The following is a 19,512-nucleotide window of genomic DNA, read 5'->3' as shown; positions in this document are numbered from 1 at the left end:
CCCCGTTCAACTCAACCGAAATATCGCGGTGCCCGAGTGTACCGCAACAGGAGTGAAGACCCATGCCAGGACCTAAACTGGACCCCGTCGCCAGTGATCTAAGCCTCCCCGGAGCCGTTGATGTTGTGATCATCGGCGGTGGCATCGTTGGGGTCTGTACCGCGCTTGAGCTGGTTGAACGCGGTCTCAAGGTGGCGATTTGTGAAAAGGGCGAGATCGGCTGTGAGCAGTCGAGCCGCAATTGGGGTTGGGTCCGGCTGACCCATCGCGACCTGCGCGAAATGCCGTTGATGGTGGAATCGGTGCGGCTTTGGAAAGGCCTTGATGCGCGCATCGAAGGCGACACCGGCTATCGCCAATGCGGCGTCACTTTCACCTGTGCCACCGATGCGGCACTGGCCGAAGAACGCATCTGGCTTGAGCATCTCAAAGACTATCAAATCCCCGCCAAACTTCTCACCCGCGACGAGGCTTTGGCGCAATTTGACGGGCTCGACCTCGACATCAAAGGCGCGCTTTACAATCCGCATGATGGCCGCGCCGAGCCGCAAAAAGCCGCCCCTGCGATTGCCCGCGCGGTTCAGGCCCGTGGCGGCACGGTGCATCAAAACTGTGCCGTGCGTGTGGTTGAAACCGACGGGGGCAAGATCAGCGGCGTCGTCACCGAACAGGGCCGCATTGCCTGTTCCAAAGTCTTGGTGGCGGGCGGCGTCTGGTCGCGGCTGTTCCTTGGCAATCTGGGCATTGAGTTACCGCAACTGCGCACCAAAAGTACGGTTTTGGCGACAGAGCCGGTGCCAAATGGCCCCGATGGCACGGTCAAATTCAAAGATTTCGCCCTGCGCAAACGCCGCGATGGCGGCTATACTGTTGCCTCCGCCCTGCCCAGCAAATATCAATTGACGCCCGACAGTTTCCGCCTGTTCTCCGCCTTTCTGCCAACGCTGAAAAACGAATGGCGCAACATCAATCTGGGCATCGGCCCGGCATTTCTGGACGCGTTGCGCACCCGTCGCCATTGGGGGCCAAAGGATCGCACACCGTTTGAAGACACCCGCGTGCTCGACCCTGCCCCCGACCCCGCCGCAATTGACAAGGTGTTCGACATCATCAAAGCCGCCTACCCGCTGTTTCGCAACGTTGGCGTGGCACAGCGCTGGGCCGGGTATATCGACGTATTGCCCGACATCATCCCGGTGATTTCCCCCACCGAAGGTGTCAAAAACGGCCTGCCCGGCCTGTTTGTCGCCACCGGATTTTCCGGTCATGGCTTTGGCCTAGGCACCGGGGCGGGGCGTTTGGCGGCGGATTTGATCACCGATCACCCGCCCGTGGTCGACCCCACACCGTTTCGGTTGCATCGCTTCTCGGATGGCTCGAAAATCACCCCTCTGAGTGGTGTGACCAGCCGATAAGACAGACCCCGGTCAAACAGGACAACCGCATGACGCTTTTGCTCAACACCCGTGACACCGACCGCATCGACGCCTTTCGCGCGACCTTTGCCCGCGACCTGCCCGATGTCACGCTGGTGACCCCGGAGGAGGCCTTTGATCCGGCTCAGGTGCGCTATGTGTTTACATGGCTGCCGCTGCCGGATTGGTCGATGTTCCCGGCGCTTGAGATCGTCTTTTCGGTCAGCGCCGGAGTCGATCAATTCGCCACCCTGCCGCCGGACTTGGCCTTGATCAAAATGAGCGATCCAAACAACACGCGGATGGTGGTCGAATATGTGCTGAGCGGCTGTCTGGCCTGTCTGCGCGATCTGCCGTCATATGCTTGGGCACAGCGGCATCAGGACTGGAAGGCCGCCCCGGTGCGCTGCGCCGCCGACACCCATGTGGCCGTTCTCGGACTGGGCGAAATCGGCTGTCTGGCGGCCGAGGCGCTCAGGGATATCGGGTTTCAGGTCTCTGGCTGGTCGCGCTCACAAAAGTATCTGCCCGGTGTGACCTGTGTCACCGGAAACGAGGCGCGCGACCATCTGCTCTCGCAGGCGGATATCCTGGTCTGCCTGTTGCCTCTGACGCCTGAGACGCGCGGGATTTTGAACTGCGAGACCTTTGCCAGAATGAAACCCGGTGCCAACCTTGTCCATGTCGGGCGCGGCGCGCACTGTGACTTTGGCGATCTGGCTGAGGCGCTGGGGCGCGGCCATCTGCGCAATGCGGTGATTGATGTGTTTGACACCGAACCCCTGCCCGAGGGCGATGCAGTCTGGGCGCTGCCCCGAACCTTTCTGACCCCGCATATTGCCGGGCGCACCGATGCGCAGACCGGGGCGCAAAACGTTGCCACCAATATTGCCCGCCACAAGGGTGGGCTTGATCTGTTGTGGCAGGTGGACCGCCGCAAAGGCTACTGAAAACACAATACAAAAACCCCCGCAAGCGGAACGCAGCTTGCGGGGGGATTGGCATCACGGGAGGAGGATGTGATGCGGGAGGAGAGGTTTGATTTAAAGCCTTTTGCATTTTTCCTGAATCAGGACATGTGGCAAACGCTCACGAGCCGTCGATGGTGTGGGCGTTTCGCCTATGATCTGGCTCAGATCAAAGGCAAAACGCTTTAGACGCGGCGTCCCGCCTCGGCGGCGATGTCACGGATTGAGTGGCGGGAAATCCCGAGGTCGGTCAATTCATACTCCGTCATCATCGAGAGTTCGCGAAACACGCGATCTGCTTCGGCGCGTTGGGCACGGCGGTGGGAAAATTCGGCACGCAACGCAGCAAAACGATCCATAAACGGCTGCGTGACGGCGAGGTTTTGGGTCATATAGGCCATGGTAATCGCTCCTTTGGTCTGTCGCTCTGTTTTGGGATACATTGGCTTTCAAAGCGCTTCGATCCCCTGTCTTGCACCCTATATGCGCCTGTTAGCGCCCTCACACCAGAGACAAGGCGCGAAGGCCGTCATGCACAAGACGCATAGCAAACGCCGAAAGCCATGCATCAAACGAAGATACCCCCTGTCTCGCCCACACTTGCAAGACGCGCCCCCTTTATGATCTATGGGCACAGGCTTATCTATGGATCAGACAGGCCACGATCAAAGACATCAGGCCACGCACAAAGACATAAGGACCGCTCATGCCCCTCGCCCAAACGCTCGCCAAATCCGTCTCCGTCGGCCCAGAGGGGTTGAGCCGTCCGGTCACCCTGTCCAACGCCCTGCCCTTTGGACTGATCGCGGGCCCGTGCCAGTTGGAAAGCCTCGATCACGCCCGCATGTTGGCCGAACGGATCGCCGAGGCCTGTGATGCGACGGGCACGCCGTTCATTTTCAAAGGCTCCTATGACAAGGCCAACCGCAGTTCTCTGTCGGGCAAACGCGGCCTTGGCGCCGAGACGGGTCTCTCTATCCTGTCCAAGATCCGCGACGAATTTGGCTGCCCGGTGCTGACCGACGTGCATGAAACCCACCATTGCGCCATGGCCGCCGAGGCGGTGGATGTGTTGCAAATCCCGGCGTTTCTGTGCCGTCAGACCGATCTGTTGCTGGCCGCTGGCGAAACCGGCAAAACCATCAACATCAAAAAGGGGCAATTTCTGGCTCCTTGGGACATGGACAATGTGGCGGCGAAAATCGCCTCGACCGGCAATGACAAGATCATGCTCTGTGATCGCGGCACCTCCTTTGGCTACAACACGCTGGTGAGCGATTTCCGCGGCCTGCCCCGCATGGCCGAAACCGGCTATCCGGTCTGTTTTGACGCCACCCATTCGGTGCAACAACCGGGTGGCAATGGCACCTCGACGGGCGGCGATCGCACCATGGTGCCGCCTTTGGCACGCGCCGCCGTGGCTGTGGGCGTGGCTTGTTTGTTCATCGAGACCCACGAAGACCCGGACAATGCGCCCTCGGACGGGCCAAATATGGTGCGGATCGAAGACCTGGCCGGGCTGTTGTCCACCCTGCGCGCCTTGGATCAGGTCGTAAAACCCGGCACCTAAACCCGGACTGGTTAAGCGCGGGTGAAAGCTCAAATTTTCAGATAAGCGCCGCGCCCGTGCCGCAATTTGGTGCCGGACGTGGCCGCATTTGAAAACAATTCTGATGAGACCAACCATCAGGATGTTCCAAAGGGGTTTTCCAAATGCAAACAGTGCCACAAAAACCGCAAGCCAATCCGAAGCCGCAACAGGTGCCGCAGCCACAAGCCCGCGCGCCGCTGCCGTTTATTGTCAAACGCACCGTCAGCTACACCGATTGGGCCGCATTGTAACGCGAGGTAACGCGCGCCCAAAGAGACCATCAGATCGCTTGACGCCCGTAGCGTTGCCTTGGCACACTCACAGAACCGTTCCCTCCTGCTGTGCCAAGGCCCGTCATGCCCTCTCCCGTCTCTTCCATCCGCAACCTCGGCCCGACCTCGGACGCCTCATATGCCCGCGCCGGGATCACCTCCGCCGAGGCCCTGCGCGACCTCGGCCCGGATGCCGCCTATGCCCGGCTTTTGGCCCATGGCAGCCGGCCCCATTTCATCGGCTATTACGCATGGTGATGGGGCTTCAGGGGCGGCCTTGGAATGATTGCAAAGGGGCGGAGAAAACCGCCCTGCGCGCCCGGTTTGATGCGATTGTCAGTGCCGCCTTGGCCGATGACACGGCGCCGCCCATCGGGATCGAGGTGATTTTGGACACCATCGGCACAGGACTTAGACGTTGATCAGCCCCTGTTTTTACCGCGACCAAATCCGGATCAAACAAAAAGGCCGCCCCGAATGGAGCGGCCTTTCATAGTGTCAAATCAGAACGGTCTTAGCCAACCAGTTCGAGACCGGAGAAGAAATAAGCGATTTCTGCCGCGGCGGTTTCCGGAGCGTCGGAGCCGTGCACGGAGTTTTCGCCAACGGAAAGCGCGAATTCGGCGCGGATGGTGCCGGGAGCGGCGTCTGCCGGGTTGGTGGCGCCCATGATTTCGCGGTTTTTCGCGATGGCGTTTTCACCTTCGAGAACCTGAACCACAACCGGCTCGGAGATCATGAAGTCACACAGTTCGCCAAAGAAAGGCCGGTCTTTGTGCACGCCGTAGAACACCTGCGCCTGAGCCAGGGTCATTTGAATGCGCTTGGATGCGATCACGCGCAGGCCAGCTTCTTCGAATTTCGCGACGATGGCGCCGGTCAGGTTGCGTTTGGTGGCGTCGGGTTTGATGATGGAGAAGGTGCGCTGGATAGCCATGGGAGGAACCTCTTGGATCGGTTTTTAAGGAAACCGGGCACAAGCGAACCCGCACCCGAAGATTGCGCGCCGGATAGCACGGGTGGGCGGCTTTGAAAAGCAGAGTTTGAAAAGCGGTGATTGACCTTCGCCGCAGTCTCAGGCATGGCTCGCCACATGTTGAAAATTCGCGATATCACCTATTCCGTTGACGGCCGCACTCTGATCGAGAATGCCTCCGCCACCATTCCCACCGGCCACAAGGTCGGGATTGTCGGTCGCAATGGCGCCGGCAAGACCACCCTGTTTCGCATCATTCGGGGCGAATTGGTCCTTGAAGGTGGCGTGATCGAAATGCCCGCTCGCGCCCGCATCGGTGGCGTGGCCCAAGAGGTGCCGGGCAATGAGGTCTCACTGGTGAACACGGTGTTGGCGGCCGATGCCGAACGCGAAAGCCTGATGGCCGAATCCGAGACCGCAACCGACCCGCATCGGATTGCCGAAATTCAGACCCGTTTGGCCGATATTGACGCCTGGTCTGCCGAAGGCCGCGCCTCCAGCATTCTCAAAGGTCTGGGATTCACCGAAGAAGAAATTCACATGCCCTGCTCCGCCTTTTCCGGCGGCTGGCGGATGCGTGTGGCGCTGGCGGGCGTGTTGTTCTCACAGCCCGACCTTCTGCTTCTTGATGAGCCGACCAACTACCTCGATCTTGAGGGCGCTTTGTGGCTGGAAAGCTACCTTGGCCGCTACCCACATACGGTGTTGTTGATCTCCCACGACCGCGCACTTTTGAACCGCGCCGTGGGCGGCATTTTGCACCTCGAGAGCAAAAAACTGACGCTTTATACGGGCGGCTATGATGATTTCGCCAAAACCCGCGCCGCACAGCGCGCGGTTCAGGCGGCGGCGGCGAAAAAACAAGACGCGGCGCGTGAGCACCTGCAAAGTTTTGTCGATCGGTTCAAAGCCAAGGCCTCGAAAGCAAAACAGGCGCAGTCCCGCGTTAAGATGCTGGAAAAAATGGAGAAAATCACAGCACCCGAAGATGCGGCGCGGGTGGTGTTTTCCTTCCCTGAGCCCGAAGAACTGTCGCCGCCGATCATCAACATGGAAAACGCATCCGTGGGTTACGATGGCAAACAAATCCTCGGCAAGCTCGATCTGCGCATCGACCAAGACGACCGGATCGCGCTTTTGGGCCGCAACGGCGAGGGCAAATCGACGCTCTCGAAACTGCTGTCCAACCGCCTCGCGCCGATGGGCGGCAAGATGGTGCAGCACAACAAATTGCGCATCGGTTTCTTTGCACAGCATCAGGTCGATGAGCTCTATCTCGATGAGACGCCGCTGCAGCACCTTCAAAGCGCTATCCCCGGCATGTTGGGGCCAAAACTGCGCGCCAAACTGGCCGGATTTGGCCTTGGCGCGGATCAGGCGGACACCGAAGTCGGGCGCTTGTCCGGTGGGCAAAAAGCGCGTTTGTCGCTGCTTCTGGCCACGCTTGATGCGCCGCATTTGTTGATCCTCGATGAGCCGACCAACCACCTCGACATCGAAAGCCGCGAGGCGCTGGTTGAGGCGCTGACGGCCTATACGGGCGCGGTTGTCTTGGTCAGCCACGACATGCATTTGCTGTCGCTGGTGGCGGATCGGCTGTGGCTGGTGAAAGACGGTCGGGTCGCCCCCTATGAGGACGATCTGGACGCCTATCGCCGCCTGTTGTTGACGGGTGATGACAAACCGAAAGAGGCCAAAGCCAAGGCTGCCAAACAGGCCGCCCCGGCGAAAAAGGCCAGCCGCGAGGACATCCAAGCCTTTAAGGCCGAGATTCGCAAATGCGAAGAGCGCGTTGGCAAGCTCAACGACATGAGCAAGAAATTGCAGATCAAACTGGCCAACCCGGCGCTTTACGAAGACAAAGAGGCGGCGGTGATCTGGCAAAAGAAATATTCCGAAGTTGTGGACGCGCTGGAACGCGCGGAATCTCTTTGGATGGATGCGCTTGAAAAGCTAGAAAAAGCAACCAGTTAAGACAGGCCTTTGATGGAGCTTCAAACCCTCATCACCGCGTTTTTGACCCTGTTCGTGATCATTGATCCGATCGGGCTTGCACCGCTATTTGTCGCGCTCACCCCCGGCGCTTCTGCCGCGCATCGGCGGGCCGTCGGCCTGCGCGCGGTGACGATTGCCTTTGTGATCCTGACGGTGTTTGGCCTGTTTGGCGACCACGTCCTGACCTTTGTTGGCATCTCCATGCCGGCCTTTCGCATCGCGGGCGGGCTTTTGTTGTTTTTGACCGCCCTTGAGATGTTGTTTGAAAAACGTTCGAAACGGCGCGAAGAACATGCGCAGCACCCCGAACATCAACCGGTCGAAGACCCGTCGGTCTTTCCGCTGGCCACACCGCTTTTGGCGGGTCCGGGGGCGATCACGTCGATGATCTTGCTGATTGATCAATCCGAGGGTGTCAGTGGCGTGTTTTTCGTCCTTGGCGTCTTGTTGGCCGTGCTTTTGGTGGTGCTGTTTTTCTTTGTGATGAGCACCGCGATGGAGCGGATTTTGGGCGCGACGGGCATCAATGTGGTGACGCGGTTGATGGGGATGCTCTTGGCTGCGCTCTCCGTACAATTCGTCATTGACGGGCTCAAAGCGGTGTTTTTCTAACATTTACCTGATAGTTGCGTGACTGGCGCCTGTGTCACGCTGACAAATCCGAAAACACACCCTATCTATACCCCATGGACAGCTTTGACACCGCCCGCATTCTTTACCTGTCGCTCCTTCTGGGGGCGGTTGGATTTTATTACATCGTCGCCAACCGTCGCAATCTGGGGCAGCTGTTGCGCCATGCCGCGCTTTGGGCGCTGATTTTTATCGGCGCTTTGGCGGCGGTGGGACTGTGGCAAGACGTGCGACCGCGCCTTGCCCCGGCGCAAATCATCCGAGGCGATGGCGTGATTCAGGTCGATCGCGATCAAAGCGGGCATTTTTCACTCACCGCTATCGTCAACGGCGCACCCGTTGAGTTTTTGGTCGATACCGGCGCGTCCAATGTGGTGCTCTCGCTCAAAGACGCCGAACGCGCCGGGATCAATGTCGACGATCTGACCTTTACTGGCCGCGCTCAGACCGCCAATGGCACCGTGCGCACCGCCCCGGTCAAGATTGACACATTGAGTTTGGGCGGCATTCAGGACGACCGGGTCCGCGCCTATGTCACCGATGGCGATCTGTTTGGATCGCTCTTGGGGATGGATTACCTGCGCCGCTATGATCGCATTGAAATCAAACAGGATAAGTTGATTTTGACCCGCTGATTGGGACCGCGCAAACCGGTCAGGCGCTTTCGGCCTTCTTTTCCCATCTGCCGCTTTCCTCGGACCAGTATTGCGCCTGTGCCCCCGCGCCTGTCAGCGATTTCCATTGCACCCGCGCCTGTTGCACCGCCTCCGGGTCGTGACCGTCAAACAGGATACAGACCCGATCCGCGCGGGCGACCTCGTCGGCACTGATCTCGGCACCACCGACACTCATGATGCAGGAGGCCCGATTGGTCCCCGGCGCGAGCGTCAACAGAATGGGTTGATCGGCATCATGCGGCCCATTTGCCAAACCATGCGGTAAAAACCCGTCGCGCGCCCAAAGCGCGGTATCAAGCGCCGCAAGCGTCTGTTCCGAGCGCCCCCGGACCTCAACCCGCCAGCCTGCCGCGAGAGATTTCTCCGACAGGCTGGCCAGGGTCACGGCCAGAGGCGCTTGGGTCAAGTGATAGAAAAAGGCAGCGCCCATAAGGGATTAAGCCTCTTTATTCATGTCATCGACAAGGCGGTTGAGCGCCAAAACGCCCCAACCTGTCGCGCCTTTCGGGGCCAGAGTGGTCGGAGTTTTCGTCAAAGCCACGCCCGCGATGTCGAGGTGAATCCAAAGGGTTTCGTCTTTGACAAAGCGTTTGAGAAATTGCGCCGCAGTGATCGACCCGGCCGCCCGGTCGCCGACGTTTTTCATATCCGCAACATCGGATTTGAGCATCTTGTCGTAATTCGCGCCCATCGGCATCCGCCATGCGCCCTCGCCCTCCGCGCTGGCCGCTTTGAGAAACGCGTTGCAGAACGGATCATCGTTGGAGAAGACGCCCGCGTTCTCATGGCCGAGACCGATGATGATGGCGCCGGTGAGCGTGGCCAAATTGACCATGGCGCGGGGCGCAAAACGGTCTTGGGCATACCACAACACATCGGCCAGAACCAAACGGCCCTCGGCGTCGGTGTTGATGATCTCAACCGTGTCGCCTTTCATCGAACGGACCACATCGCCCGGACGGGTCGCGTTGCCATCGGGCATATTTTCAACGATGCCGACAATGCCCACCACATTGGCGGCGGCTTTGCGCAGGGCCAGCGACTTCATCACGCCCGCGACAACACCCGCGCCGCCCATGTCCATGGTCATGTCTTCCATGCCAGCCGCCGGTTTGATCGAAATCCCGCCAGTGTCAAACACCACGCCCTTGCCGACAAGAGCCAATGGAGCTTCGTCCTTGCCGCCCTTCCATTGCATCACAACCACTTTCGACGGGCTGGTCGACCCTTGGCCCACGGCCAAAAGCGTGCGCATCCCCAAGGCTTCGAGATCGGCCTCTTCCAGCACTTCAACCTCAAGACCCAAGGCCTCCAAGGCTTTGAGACGGTTGGCGAATTCGGTGGTATTGAGGATGTTGGATGGCTCCATCACCAGATCGCGGGTGAAGAACACGCCTTCGCTCAGCGCCTCGATGGTGGAGAGATCGACGGTCTCGGGTTTGGTCACGGCAATCGTCACCTCGGGGATGTCCTTGGCCGGGCCGTCGCCCATGTGATCGGAGAATTTGTAATGCTTGAGCGCCACGCCCAACGCCAGCTCTTCGACGCGTTTGACACTACCGGGCAGCACCAAAGCGCCCGCTTTTGTGACCGCATCCCCAATCGCAGCACCCGCCTTGCGCGCCAATTCAACAGAGGCCTGATTGGACAGTTTCACCACCTGAATCGCCTCGGCCGCCATGCCCGCCGGATAGGCCAAATCTTTGCCCTCGCCTTCGGCCATCTCCTCAAACGTATCGCTTTCCACGAACCGCGCCAGCGCGCCTTTGCTCAAACGGTTGATGCGGCGGGCGGCTTGGCTCAGCGTGCCCTCCGGGCTCACCACAACGGCGACACGCCCGCTTGCGGTGGCGATGGCATCAAGATCAAGGGCAGCAACTGTCGGCTTAACGGGTTGGGTCATCGGGAATCCTTTGTCGAATGTGTCGCGTCTGTGCCGATGGGACAGCTCACCGTCCCTTTGGCGCTCGCACTATAGGTAGACCTCAAAGGCGGTGGTGACCAGAGCGAGATTACGGGTTTCTCCCGTCCTCACGGCACGATAAAGTCCGCGCAATCTGTCAGTGGCCTTGGGGAACGCGTTTGGGAAGATTCGACAAATACATGCTTCAGCAATTGCTGATGCTGTTCGGGTTTTTCTCGCTCGTTCTGGCTTTGGTGTTCTGGGTCAACAAGGCGGTGAGCCTTTTGGATTGGCTGATGGGCGATGGTCAATCGGCCTCGGTGTTTTTGCAACTCACGCTGTTGTCCCTGCCAACGATCCTGGTCAATCTGTTACCGATCGCGGCCTTTGCCGCCACGGTCTACGTCACCAACCGTTTGTCGGCAGAATCGGAGTTGGTGGTAGTTCAGGCGGCGGGCTATTCGCCTTATCGCCTCGCGCGCCCGGTGTTTTTCTTTAGCCTTATCGTGGCCGCGATGGTGGCGATCTTGGCCCATGTGTTGGTGCCGCTTTCCGTGCAAGAACTGGACATGCGCCGCAGCGAGATTGCCCGCGATGTCACCGCGCGGCTGTTGACCGAGGGCACATTTGTCCACCCGACCAAGGGCATCACCTTTTATGTGCGCAACATTTCGGCGGCGGGCGAATTGGAAGATATCTACCTGTCCAACAGCCGTGATGCGAGCCAGCGCCAAAGCTTTATGGCGTCGCGCGCCCTGATCGTCAAAGGCGATGGCAGCACCGAAAACGGCGCGCCGATGTTGTTGATGTTTGATGGCATGGCGCAGACCTATGAGTTCAGCGGCAAACGTCTGTCCGTCACCCGTTTTGACAGTTTCGCCTATGGGCTTGGTGGCCTGATAAACACCGATGTGGCCGGGACACGTTCGATCCGCGCGACCACCACATTTGATCTGTTGCGCGCAAACCCCGCGCTTCAGGCCGACACCGGAGTCAGCAAAGATGGCATGATCGCCGAGGCCAATATGCGTATGAACAAAGCCCTTCAGAGCATAGCGATCAGCCTGATCGGCTTTGGCACGCTGATCGTCGGCGGATTTTCGCGCTTTGGCCTGTGGCGACAGATTTTGGTCGCCATCGTGCTTTTGGTGGTGGTCAAGTCCATCGACAACACGCTCGAAGGGATGATTGACAATGACGCGCGGCTTTGGCCGTTTCGATATTTCGCCACGCTTTTGGGACTTGGCATGTCATGGGCCTTGCTGTGGAAAGCCGCCCATCCGCGCCTGCGCCGCGCGCCCGGTTTGGGGAGCGCATCATGAGGCTTGATCTCTATTTCGCCCGCCGGTTTTTGCGGGCTTTGCTGATCGTCATGGCGATTTTCGCCGGGCTGATCGTGATGGTCGAAAGCCTCGATCAAATCCGCAATTTCTCTGGCCTCGACATTGGATCTATGGCGATTTTTTCCATGGCTTTGCTGCGCCTGCCGCGCACGATCTATGATATACTGCCAATCATCGTGGTGATTGCGACGCTGGTGTTGTTTCTCGGGCTGGCGCGCTCCTCGGAACTGGTCGTCTCTCGGGCCTCCGGGCGCTCGGCGTTGCGGTCCTTGCTGCCACTGGTGGTGGTGGTCTTTCTGTTTGGTCTCTTGTCGGTTGCGGTGTTGAACCCGGTGGCGTCGACCACCGCGCGCAGCTTTGAAACCCGCTCAGCGCTTTATCTCAAAGGCGAGCGTCAGGTGTTTTCGGTCTCGGACGAAGGGCTCTGGCTGCGGGAAGGCTCGCAAGACGGCCAAATGGTGATCCGCGCCACGCGGTCCAATCTGGATGGCTCCGAATTGTTCGACGTCAGCTTTATCGGCTTTGCCAAAGCGGGCCTGCCGCTCTATCGGATCGAGGCGGAAGAGGCGCGCATCAAAGGCGGACAATGGCAGCTTGTGAACGCCAAACGCTGGCCGCTTTTGGGGGCCGCCAACCCAGAGGCGGCGGCGACCTATCACGACACACTGACACTCAACACCACGCTGACCCTTGCGGAAATCCAGGACCGCTTTGGCACCCCGCAAGCCGTGTCGATCTGGGATATGTCGGGCTATATCAAAAAGTTGGAAACCGCAGGTTTTTCGGCGCGCAGCTATAAAATGTGGCTGCAAAGCGAATTGGCCCTGCCCTTTACCTTTGTCGCCATGCTGTTGATCGGGGCCGGGTTCACCATGCGTCACACCCGGCTGGGGCGGACCTCGACCTTGGTGGTGACAGCGATCATCCTGGCCTTTGCCTTTTTCTTTCTACGCTCTTTCGCAATCATTTTGGGGCAAAACGGGCTTTTGCCGATCTCTTTGGCGGCATGGGGCCCGCCGATGGCGGTGATTTTTGCCTCTCTTGCGCTGCTGCTGCATTTGGAGGATGGATAGGCCATGACTGTCTCACCTCTTCCTCCCGAGCGCCCGCTGCGCCCTGCCCGTTTGGCTCTGGCCTTGGCCCTGAGCTTTGGCTTTGGTCTGGCCCTGCCGGACGCGCAAATCGGCGCCGCCTTGGCCCAAGACAGTCAAGAGGACCAAGCCCTGCCCACAGCACTTTTGGCCGACAGCGTCAGCTTCGATGGCACTGTGCTGATCGCCACGGGCGCGGTCGAAGTGATCCAAGGCAACGTGCGTCTGACCGCCAGCCGGATCACCTTTAACCAAAGCACCGGGCAATTGCAGATCGACGGCCCGATCCGTCTGACTGAAAGCGGCGGTGACACGGTGATCTTGGCCTCAAGCGCCGATCTCGATACCGGGCTTAAAAACGGCATCATGACCTCGGCGCGGATGGTCGTCGACCGCCAATTGCAACTCGCCGCCGCCCGGCTTGATGTCGTGGACGGGCGCTATCTGCGGCTCTCAAAGACGGTCGCCTCGACCTGTGAAGTGTGCGCCGCCCATCCTGTGCCCTTGTGGGCAATCCGCGCCAGCGAGGTGATCCACGACAGTGAGGCGCATCAGCTTTATTTCACCAACGCGCAATTGCGCATCGCCGATGTCCCGGTGTTGTGGTTGCCACATCTGCGCGTTCCCGATCCCACTCTCAAACGCGCGCGCGGTTTTTTGATCCCAGAGCTGCGCACGGATTCCACCTTGGGCACCGGGATTGAAACCCCCTATTTCATCCCACTGGGCGACAGCCGCGATCTGACGATTTCGCCCTATATCGCCACCAAAACCACCACGCTGGGCCTGCGCTATCGCCAAGCCTTTGCCCGCGGCGAGATCGAAGTGAACGGCGCGGTGAGTGCGGACGACACCCGCGATGGCACCCGCGCCTATCTCTTTGCCGAAGGCACATGGCATCTGGGCAATGGGTTTGAATTCGGGGCCGATCTGCGCGCCGCCTCCGACATTGCCTATCTGGTGGATTACGGCATTTATGACGGCGATTTTTTGCCCTCCAAACTGACCCTCACGCGCTATTCCAAAGGCGAGGCCTTTGATGCGCAGTTGATCCATATGCGCACTTTGCGCGCTGCCGATTTGGGGATCGAAGACACGTTGCCGTTCTTTTTGGGCGAGGTCATGTATGAACGCCGGGTCGATCCGGGCGCCATTCCCGGTGCCTTGACCTTTGGCCTCTCCGCCTCCTCCTCCTATCGCGATTCAGAGGTCGATATTGACGGCTATGACGTCTTGCGCCTGGGTGCCGAGGCGGCCTGGATCACCAGCGCAGTGTTCGGGCCGGGGCTGAAATGGGACAGCACCGCCGCCGCCTATGTCGATGCCTATGCCATGCATCAAAATTCAACCTATGAAGACACCGTCGCGCGATTCACCGGGTCGTTTGAGAGCAAACTGAGCTGGCCCTTGACCCGCACCACGGCGACAGGGGCCTCCGAACTGATCGAACCGATGATCCAACTCGGGTGGTCTGACAGCATCGGCGGCGACGTCCCAAACACCGATTCGACCCTTGTGGAATTTGACGAGGGCAATCTGATGACCCTCGCCCGCTTTCCCGGCGCGGATCGCCGCGCCACCGGGGTTACGGCGGCGGCGGGTCTGCATTTTGCCCATTACGCCGAGACCACCCAATATGAGATCACCCTCGGTCGGGTGCTCTATCTCGATGACAGTGCCGAATATTCCGACGCCTCGGGGCTGTCCACCACGCAATCGGATTGGCTTTTGGGTGCCTCTATCGCCTTTGACGCGGGCTTTGATACCCGCCTCGCCTTTCAAACCCGGTCCTTGTTTGATGATGCGTTTGATTTGGCCAAATGGGAAACCCGTCTCGATTACATGCGGCCCCGCTACACTCTCGGCGCGTCTTACGCCTATGTGGTGGCCGATGCGATGGAACATCGCGACACGGCGCTCAATGAGTTCGGCTTCGATGGCTCCTTCCGATTGGCGAAAAACTGGTCCGCCAACCTCGAATATCTTTACGATTTCACCGAGGATGAGGCGACGCGCACCGGGCTTGGTCTTCAATTCGAAAATGAATGCGCCCGTGTCCGTTTCAAGGTCTCGCGGCGCTATTCCGACACCGAAGCCCTTGATCCCACCACCAGCTATTCCCTCTCCATCGGCTTTGGGGCCTATGGCGCGAACGGTAAAAAAGACACGAGCTGTGGCTTTGGGGCGCTCTAAATCCGCACGCATGGGCAGGCAGCGGCGGGCATATGCCACCGGGAGAAATGCCCGGGCAAAAGGGTGGGACAAACTGGGCCGCGCAATCCGCTTGGCCCGCGCGTCGAAACCTCTTAGAAAGAGGTCAGACGCCATAAGCAGGCAACACACGAGGGTGGGCATGAGACGTAAATTCGGGGCACTCGACACATCGCAGAGCAGAGCAATCAAGCGCCACGGCGCGCGTCGGATGTCTGCCGCGTTCCGCAGCATGGCGCGCGGCATGGTGCAGATGGCAGCCCTTGCGGCGCTGTCGCTTTCGGCCCTGTCTGTGACCCTCTCTCCCGTGCTGGCGCAAAACATGTTTGCCCCTGTCGCCTATGTGAATGACAAGGTGGTGACCCGCTATGAACTGACCCAACGCGTGGCACTTTTGCGCGTTTTGGGTGGGGCGGCCTCGGAAAAAGACGCGCTTGATGCGCTGATCGACGAACGTCTCAAGGCCGAAGCCGCAGCCCGCGTGGGGTTGCGCATCACCGACGAACAAATCGCCCAAGGCATTCAGGAATTCGCGGCGCGTGGCCAATTGAAGCCCGAACAATTCCTCAGCCTGATGGCCAAAAACGGCGTTTCGGCCCAGACCGTGCGTGATTTCCTCTCGACCGGGTTGATCTGGCGCGACTATGCCCGTGGCCGTTTTGGTGCCAAGGCACAGGTCTCAGACTCCGAGATCGACCGTGCCCTGCAAAACAATGGCCCCTCCGGCGGCCTGCGCGTGTTGTTGTCCGAACTGTTCCTGCCGGCGCGCACCCCGGAAGAGACGGCAAAATCGGAAGCTTTGGTCAAAGAAATCGCCGCCAACCCGACGATTTCAAACTTTGCCGCGGCGGCCGCAAAATATTCCGTTGCCCCGAGCCGTGAAAAATCCGGTCGCATGGATTGGGTCGCAGTTGGCGATTTGCCGCCCCCCCTGCGCGCCGCTGTGATCACGCTCAAACCGGGCGAAATGACCGCGCCCTTGTCAACAGGCAACGCCATTGGCGTGTTCCAACTGCGCCAAATCGCGGAGACCGATGTGGCAACGCCCAACGCCGACGCCATCGAATATGCCGCTTATTACATTGCCGGGGGCCGCTCTGAGGCGGCGCTCAAACGTGCGGCTCAGGTCAAGGCTTCAGTAGACACCTGTGATGATCTCTACGGCATCGCCAAAGACGAACCCGAAACTGTGTTGCAGATCGACACCCTGCCCGTCAAAGACATCCCCAATGATGTGGCGATTGAACTCTCAAAACTCGATCCGGGCGAAGTGTCCACCGCGCTGACCCGCGCGGATGGGCAAACTTTGGTGTTTTTGATGATGTGTGGCCGCAGCTATGAGGCCAACGACAGCGCCGACCGCGACCAAATCCGCCAACAGCTTTTGTCGCAACGCATCGGCGCCTTGGCCGACAGTTTCGTGGCCGAATTGCGCGCAGATGCGACGATTGTGATCCCATGAGCAAATCCGCCTCCACCGCACCAATCGTCCTGTCCTGTGGCGAACCTGCGGGGGTGGGGCCTGAGATTGCGGTGAAAGCGGCGCAGGCTTTGGACGGATCTGTGCCGTTTTTCTGGCTCGGCGATCCGCGCCATTTGCCCCATGGTGCCCGCTTTGCCGAAATTTCCGATCCCGCCGAGGCGCATCATGTTGCCAGTGGCAGTTTGGCGGTGTTGCGCCATGAGTTTCATGCCCTCGCCACGCCGGGGGTGCCCGATTTTGCCAATGCCCAAGGGGTGATCGACGTGCTGCGCCATGCTGTGGCTTTGGTGCAAACCGGCCAGGCTTCGGCGTTGTGCACCGCGCCGATCCATAAAAAAGTACTCAAAGACGGGGCCGGGTTTGCCTATCCGGGCCATACCGAATTTCTGGCCCATCTGGCCGGCGTCGAGCGGGTGGTGATGATGCTGGCCTGCCCCGAACTACGGGTGGTTCCGGTGACGATCCACATCGCGCTGCGCGATGTGCCTGAGGCGTTCACGCCCGAGCTTTTGGAAGAAACAATCCGCATCACTGCCGCCGATCTGGCCACATTTTGGGGCATTTCCGCCCCACGCATTGCCATTGCCGGGCTGAACCCCCATGCCGGCGAAGGCGGGGCGATGGGCGATGAGGAGCTTGAGTGGATGATCCCGCTGATCACCCGCCTCAAGGGCGAAGGCTTTGATCTCAAAGGCCCGATGCCGCCCGACACGATGTTTCACGCCGCTGCGCGGGCAAACTATGATGTGGCGCTCTGTGCCTATCACGATCAGGCGCTGATCCCGATCAAGACCATTGATTTCGCTGGTGGCGTCAATGTCACGCTGGGCCTGCCGTTTATCCGTACCTCGCCGGATCATGGCACCGCCTTTGACATCGCGGGCCGGGACAAAGCCGACCCAACCAGCCTGATTGCGGCGCTCAAGATGGCGCATGAAATGAGCCATGCCAAAAGGCAAAAGGACCACGGATGACAAGTTTTGATGGGCTGCCACCGCTGCGCGATGTGATCGAGCGGCACGGGTTGGTGGCTAAAAAGTCTTTGGGCCAAAACTTTTTGCTCGACCTCAACCTGACCTCGAAAATCGCCCGTTTGGCGGGGGATTTGTCAAAATGCGATGTCTTGGAGGTCGGCCCCGGCCCCGGCGGTTTGACCCGCGGGCTTTTGGCCGAAGGCGCGCGCAAAGTCTTGGCGGTGGAAAAAGACAGCCGCGCCATTGCAGCCCTCGATGAAATTTCCGCGATCTACCCCGGACGGTTGGAGGTTTTGAACGCCGATGCGCTTGAGATCGACCCGCTGGAGCGGCTGACGCCGCCGGTGCGCATCATCGCCAACCTGCCCTATAACATCGGCACCGAACTTTTGGTGCGCTGGCTGACCCCGCCAAGCTGGCCGCCCTATTGGTCCTCGCTGACCCTGATGTTTCAACGCGAAGTGGCCGAACGCATCGTGGCACAGCCAGGCAGCAAGAAATACGGACGCCTCGCAATCTTAAGCCAATGGCGCACGCGGGCCAATATCGTGATGGAATTGCCGCCCGAGGCCTTTACACCGCCGCCGAAAATCCATTCCGCCGTGGTGCATTTCGAAGCCCTGCCCAAAGCGCGGTTCGAGGCCGATCCGAAAGTCTTGGAACGCATCGTTGCCGCCGGGTTCAACCAGCGTCGCAAAATGCTGCGCGCCTCGTTGAAAGGCGCAGCCCCCGAGATCGAAGATCGCCTGAATGCCGCCGGGATCAAACCCACCGACCGCGCCGAACAAATCTCGGTCGAGGGGTGGTGTGCCTTGGCGCGCGAAGTGGCCAAGACCTAGACCGGAGAGCGCCATGTTTTCGCATGTGACAGTTGGAGCCGATGATTTGCCCCAAGCGGCGGCATTTTATGACGCGGTTTTGGGCGAAATCGGCATGACACAGCGGATGGTTGAGCCGGATGGCGGGCCTGACGCGCGCTGTTGGGTCCGGCCAGAGGCGCCCTATCCCCGGTTTTACGTCTATCAGCCGTTTGACGGTGCCCCCGCGCACGGCGGCAATGGCGCAATGTTGGCCTTTATCGCACCGTCACGCGTGGCGGTGGACGCGGCCCATGCCCAAGGACTTTTGCACGGCGGCACAGATGCTGGCGCGCCGGGGCCACGCCCACATTATGCGCCGGATTATTACGGTGCCTATCTGCGTGATCCTTCGGGCAATAAAATCCATATCGTGCATCGCGCCGAGTTTTGGGACGATCTGACGGATCGTTCAACCCGATAAGGCCCCGATACGCCTCCCGCCAAACGTTGCGCCTAAAGTGTTCCGCCATAAACCTGTTTCACGGGTTTATGGCAAAACGCCCACAACATTGATATGTCTGGCGGCGTCACCTCTTCCCCTCGAAAGGACCCGCCATGGCGCGTTTCACTTCGGCCAAAGCCCCGGCGGCGATGATCGCCCTGATTGCGATCCAGACCTTTTGTGCGGTTTTCTTTGTCTTCGATGTCTTCACCGATCTGCAAGAGGCCGGTGGCAAACCGACCACGCATCTCTTGATCGAAGCGGTGGCGGCGGCGGCCTTGGTTTTGGCGATCCTGCTGGAACTGGGCTATCTGATCGACCTGCAACAGCGCAAAGATCGGTTGGAACACAGCCTGCATGAGGCGTCACAGGCGGTGTTCGATGTGATCGAAAGCCATTTTGACTTGTGGAAACTGTCACCCTCTGAGCGCGATGTGGCGCGGTTTTTGGTCAAAGGCTTTACCATTGGTGAAATCGCCGCATTTCGCGGCAACAAAGAGGGCACGATCAAGGCCCATCTCAATGCGATTTATCGCAAATCCGCGACCCGCAACCGGGCCGAGATGATGTCGGCGTTGATTGATACGCTGATCGACACGGCCCCGCCCTCACACGCCCTCTCTGATCGGGCCTGATCGGCTTCGGACCGCACCAACCTCAAAGATAAAACCCGCACCACCA

The 19,512-nt window shown here is 59.7% G+C and carries 19 protein-coding genes and 1 pseudogene; 16 read left to right on the top strand and 4 right to left on the bottom strand.

The window, feature by feature from the left end; translation table 11 throughout:
* The first annotated feature begins 62 nt into the window (after positions 1–62).
* Both C8029_RS17180 and C8029_RS17175 read left to right on the top strand, forming a co-directional pair.
* Positions 63–1,415 (top strand): NAD(P)/FAD-dependent oxidoreductase, encoded by a 1,353-nt coding sequence (locus C8029_RS17180; protein ID WP_152003374.1) that lies wholly within the window; start codon positions 63–65, stop codon positions 1,413–1,415.
* A 29-nt stretch (positions 1,416–1,444) separates the two neighbouring features.
* Complete coding sequence (locus C8029_RS17175) at positions 1,445–2,365, top strand: 2-hydroxyacid dehydrogenase (RefSeq protein ID WP_152003373.1); 921 nt, start codon at positions 1,445–1,447, stop codon at positions 2,363–2,365.
* A gap of 203 nt (positions 2,366–2,568) precedes the next feature.
* On the opposite strand, the gene C8029_RS17170 is transcribed toward C8029_RS17175, so the two are convergent.
* Positions 2,569–2,784 (bottom strand): DUF1127 domain-containing protein, encoded by a 216-nt coding sequence (locus tag C8029_RS17170; RefSeq protein WP_009571799.1) that lies wholly within the window; start codon positions 2,782–2,784, stop codon positions 2,569–2,571.
* A gap of 305 nt (positions 2,785–3,089) precedes the next feature.
* On the opposite strand from C8029_RS17170, the gene kdsA reads away from it, so the two are divergent.
* The 3 genes and pseudogenes from kdsA (at position 3,090) to C8029_RS17160 (ending at position 4,668) form a co-directional block, all read left to right on the top strand.
* On the top strand, positions 3,090–3,953 hold the full coding sequence (gene kdsA / locus C8029_RS17165; RefSeq protein WP_152003372.1) for a 3-deoxy-8-phosphooctulonate synthase: 864 nt from the start codon (positions 3,090–3,092) through the stop codon (positions 3,951–3,953).
* Between the two features lie 143 nt (positions 3,954–4,096).
* Positions 4,097–4,225, top strand: coding sequence for a hypothetical protein (locus tag C8029_RS22815; protein ID WP_286189999.1), 129 nt, complete (start codon positions 4,097–4,099; stop codon positions 4,223–4,225).
* A gap of 105 nt (positions 4,226–4,330) precedes the next feature.
* Positions 4,331–4,668 (top strand): annotated as a pseudogene (locus C8029_RS17160) (TfoX/Sxy family DNA transformation protein).
* 92 nt (positions 4,669–4,760) lie between these two features.
* On the opposite strand, the gene ndk reads toward C8029_RS17160, so the two are convergent.
* Positions 4,761–5,183, bottom strand: a complete 423-nt coding sequence (gene ndk, locus C8029_RS17155; RefSeq protein ID WP_009571796.1) for a nucleoside-diphosphate kinase — start codon at positions 5,181–5,183, stop codon at positions 4,761–4,763.
* A 156-nt stretch (positions 5,184–5,339) separates the two neighbouring features.
* Between ndk and C8029_RS17150 the strand changes: the two genes are divergently transcribed.
* The 3 genes from C8029_RS17150 to C8029_RS17140 all read left to right on the top strand — a co-directional run bounded on the left by C8029_RS17150 (position 5,340) and on the right by C8029_RS17140 (position 8,482).
* On the top strand, positions 5,340–7,196 hold the full coding sequence (locus C8029_RS17150) for an ABC-F family ATP-binding cassette domain-containing protein (RefSeq protein WP_152003371.1): 1,857 nt from the start codon (positions 5,340–5,342) through the stop codon (positions 7,194–7,196).
* A 12-nt stretch (positions 7,197–7,208) separates the two neighbouring features.
* A complete protein-coding gene (locus C8029_RS17145) occupies positions 7,209–7,829 on the top strand; it encodes a MarC family protein (RefSeq protein WP_009571794.1) in 621 nt (206 codons plus the stop codon).
* A 74-nt stretch (positions 7,830–7,903) separates the two neighbouring features.
* Complete coding sequence (locus C8029_RS17140) at positions 7,904–8,482, top strand: retropepsin-like aspartic protease family protein (RefSeq protein ID WP_152003370.1); 579 nt, start codon at positions 7,904–7,906, stop codon at positions 8,480–8,482.
* A 19-nt stretch (positions 8,483–8,501) separates the two neighbouring features.
* Here C8029_RS17140 and C8029_RS17135 read toward each other — a convergent pair whose 3' ends face one another.
* Together C8029_RS17135 and C8029_RS17130 are read right to left on the bottom strand one after the other, a co-directional pair.
* Positions 8,502–8,954: a DNA polymerase III subunit chi gene (locus C8029_RS17135; protein WP_009571792.1), complete on the bottom strand. Its 453-nt coding sequence runs from the start codon at positions 8,952–8,954 to the stop codon at positions 8,502–8,504.
* Positions 8,955–8,960: 6 nt separating this feature from the next.
* Positions 8,961–10,427 (bottom strand): leucyl aminopeptidase, encoded by a 1,467-nt coding sequence (locus C8029_RS17130; RefSeq protein ID WP_152003369.1) that lies wholly within the window; start codon positions 10,425–10,427, stop codon positions 8,961–8,963.
* A 200-nt stretch (positions 10,428–10,627) separates the two neighbouring features.
* Between C8029_RS17130 and C8029_RS17125 the strand changes: the two genes are divergently transcribed.
* From C8029_RS17125 to C8029_RS17090, 8 genes are all read left to right on the top strand, one after another.
* A complete protein-coding gene (locus tag C8029_RS17125) occupies positions 10,628–11,749 on the top strand; it encodes an LptF/LptG family permease (protein ID WP_152003368.1) in 1,122 nt (373 codons plus the stop codon).
* Positions 11,746–12,843 carry an LPS export ABC transporter permease LptG gene (gene lptG / locus C8029_RS17120; RefSeq protein WP_009571789.1) on the top strand — a complete coding sequence of 366 codons (1,098 nt, stop codon included), beginning with the start codon at positions 11,746–11,748 and terminating at the stop codon, positions 12,841–12,843. The genes C8029_RS17125 and lptG overlap by 4 nt, the downstream gene beginning before the upstream one ends.
* Positions 12,844–12,846: 3 nt before the next feature.
* Positions 12,847–15,054 carry an LPS-assembly protein LptD gene (locus C8029_RS17115; RefSeq protein ID WP_009571788.1) on the top strand — a complete coding sequence of 736 codons (2,208 nt, stop codon included), beginning with the start codon at positions 12,847–12,849 and terminating at the stop codon, positions 15,052–15,054.
* Positions 15,055–15,214: 160 nt separating this feature from the next.
* Complete coding sequence (locus tag C8029_RS17110) at positions 15,215–16,534, top strand: SurA N-terminal domain-containing protein (RefSeq protein WP_193217677.1); 1,320 nt, start codon at positions 15,215–15,217, stop codon at positions 16,532–16,534.
* On the top strand, positions 16,531–17,529 hold the full coding sequence (gene pdxA / locus C8029_RS17105; protein ID WP_009571786.1) for a 4-hydroxythreonine-4-phosphate dehydrogenase PdxA: 999 nt from the start codon (positions 16,531–16,533) through the stop codon (positions 17,527–17,529). Before C8029_RS17110 ends, pdxA begins: the two co-directional genes overlap by 4 nt.
* Positions 17,526–18,368, top strand: a complete 843-nt coding sequence (rsmA, locus tag C8029_RS17100; protein WP_009571785.1) for a 16S rRNA (adenine(1518)-N(6)/adenine(1519)-N(6))-dimethyltransferase RsmA — start codon at positions 17,526–17,528, stop codon at positions 18,366–18,368. Before pdxA ends, rsmA begins: the two co-directional genes overlap by 4 nt.
* A gap of 13 nt (positions 18,369–18,381) precedes the next feature.
* On the top strand, positions 18,382–18,810 hold the full coding sequence (locus C8029_RS17095) for a VOC family protein (RefSeq protein ID WP_009571784.1): 429 nt from the start codon (positions 18,382–18,384) through the stop codon (positions 18,808–18,810).
* A 134-nt stretch (positions 18,811–18,944) separates the two neighbouring features.
* Positions 18,945–19,466 carry a helix-turn-helix domain-containing protein gene (locus C8029_RS17090; RefSeq protein WP_009571783.1) on the top strand — a complete coding sequence of 174 codons (522 nt, stop codon included), beginning with the start codon at positions 18,945–18,947 and terminating at the stop codon, positions 19,464–19,466.
* Positions 19,467–19,512 lie beyond the last annotated feature (46 nt).

Source organism: Roseobacter sp. TSBP12, from assembly GCF_009129705.1.
Lineage (GTDB): Bacteria > Pseudomonadota > Alphaproteobacteria > Rhodobacterales > Rhodobacteraceae > Celeribacter > Celeribacter baekdonensis_A.
The sequence above is the reverse complement of the archived record's forward strand: the minus strand, read 5'-3'. Positions and strand labels throughout refer to the sequence as shown.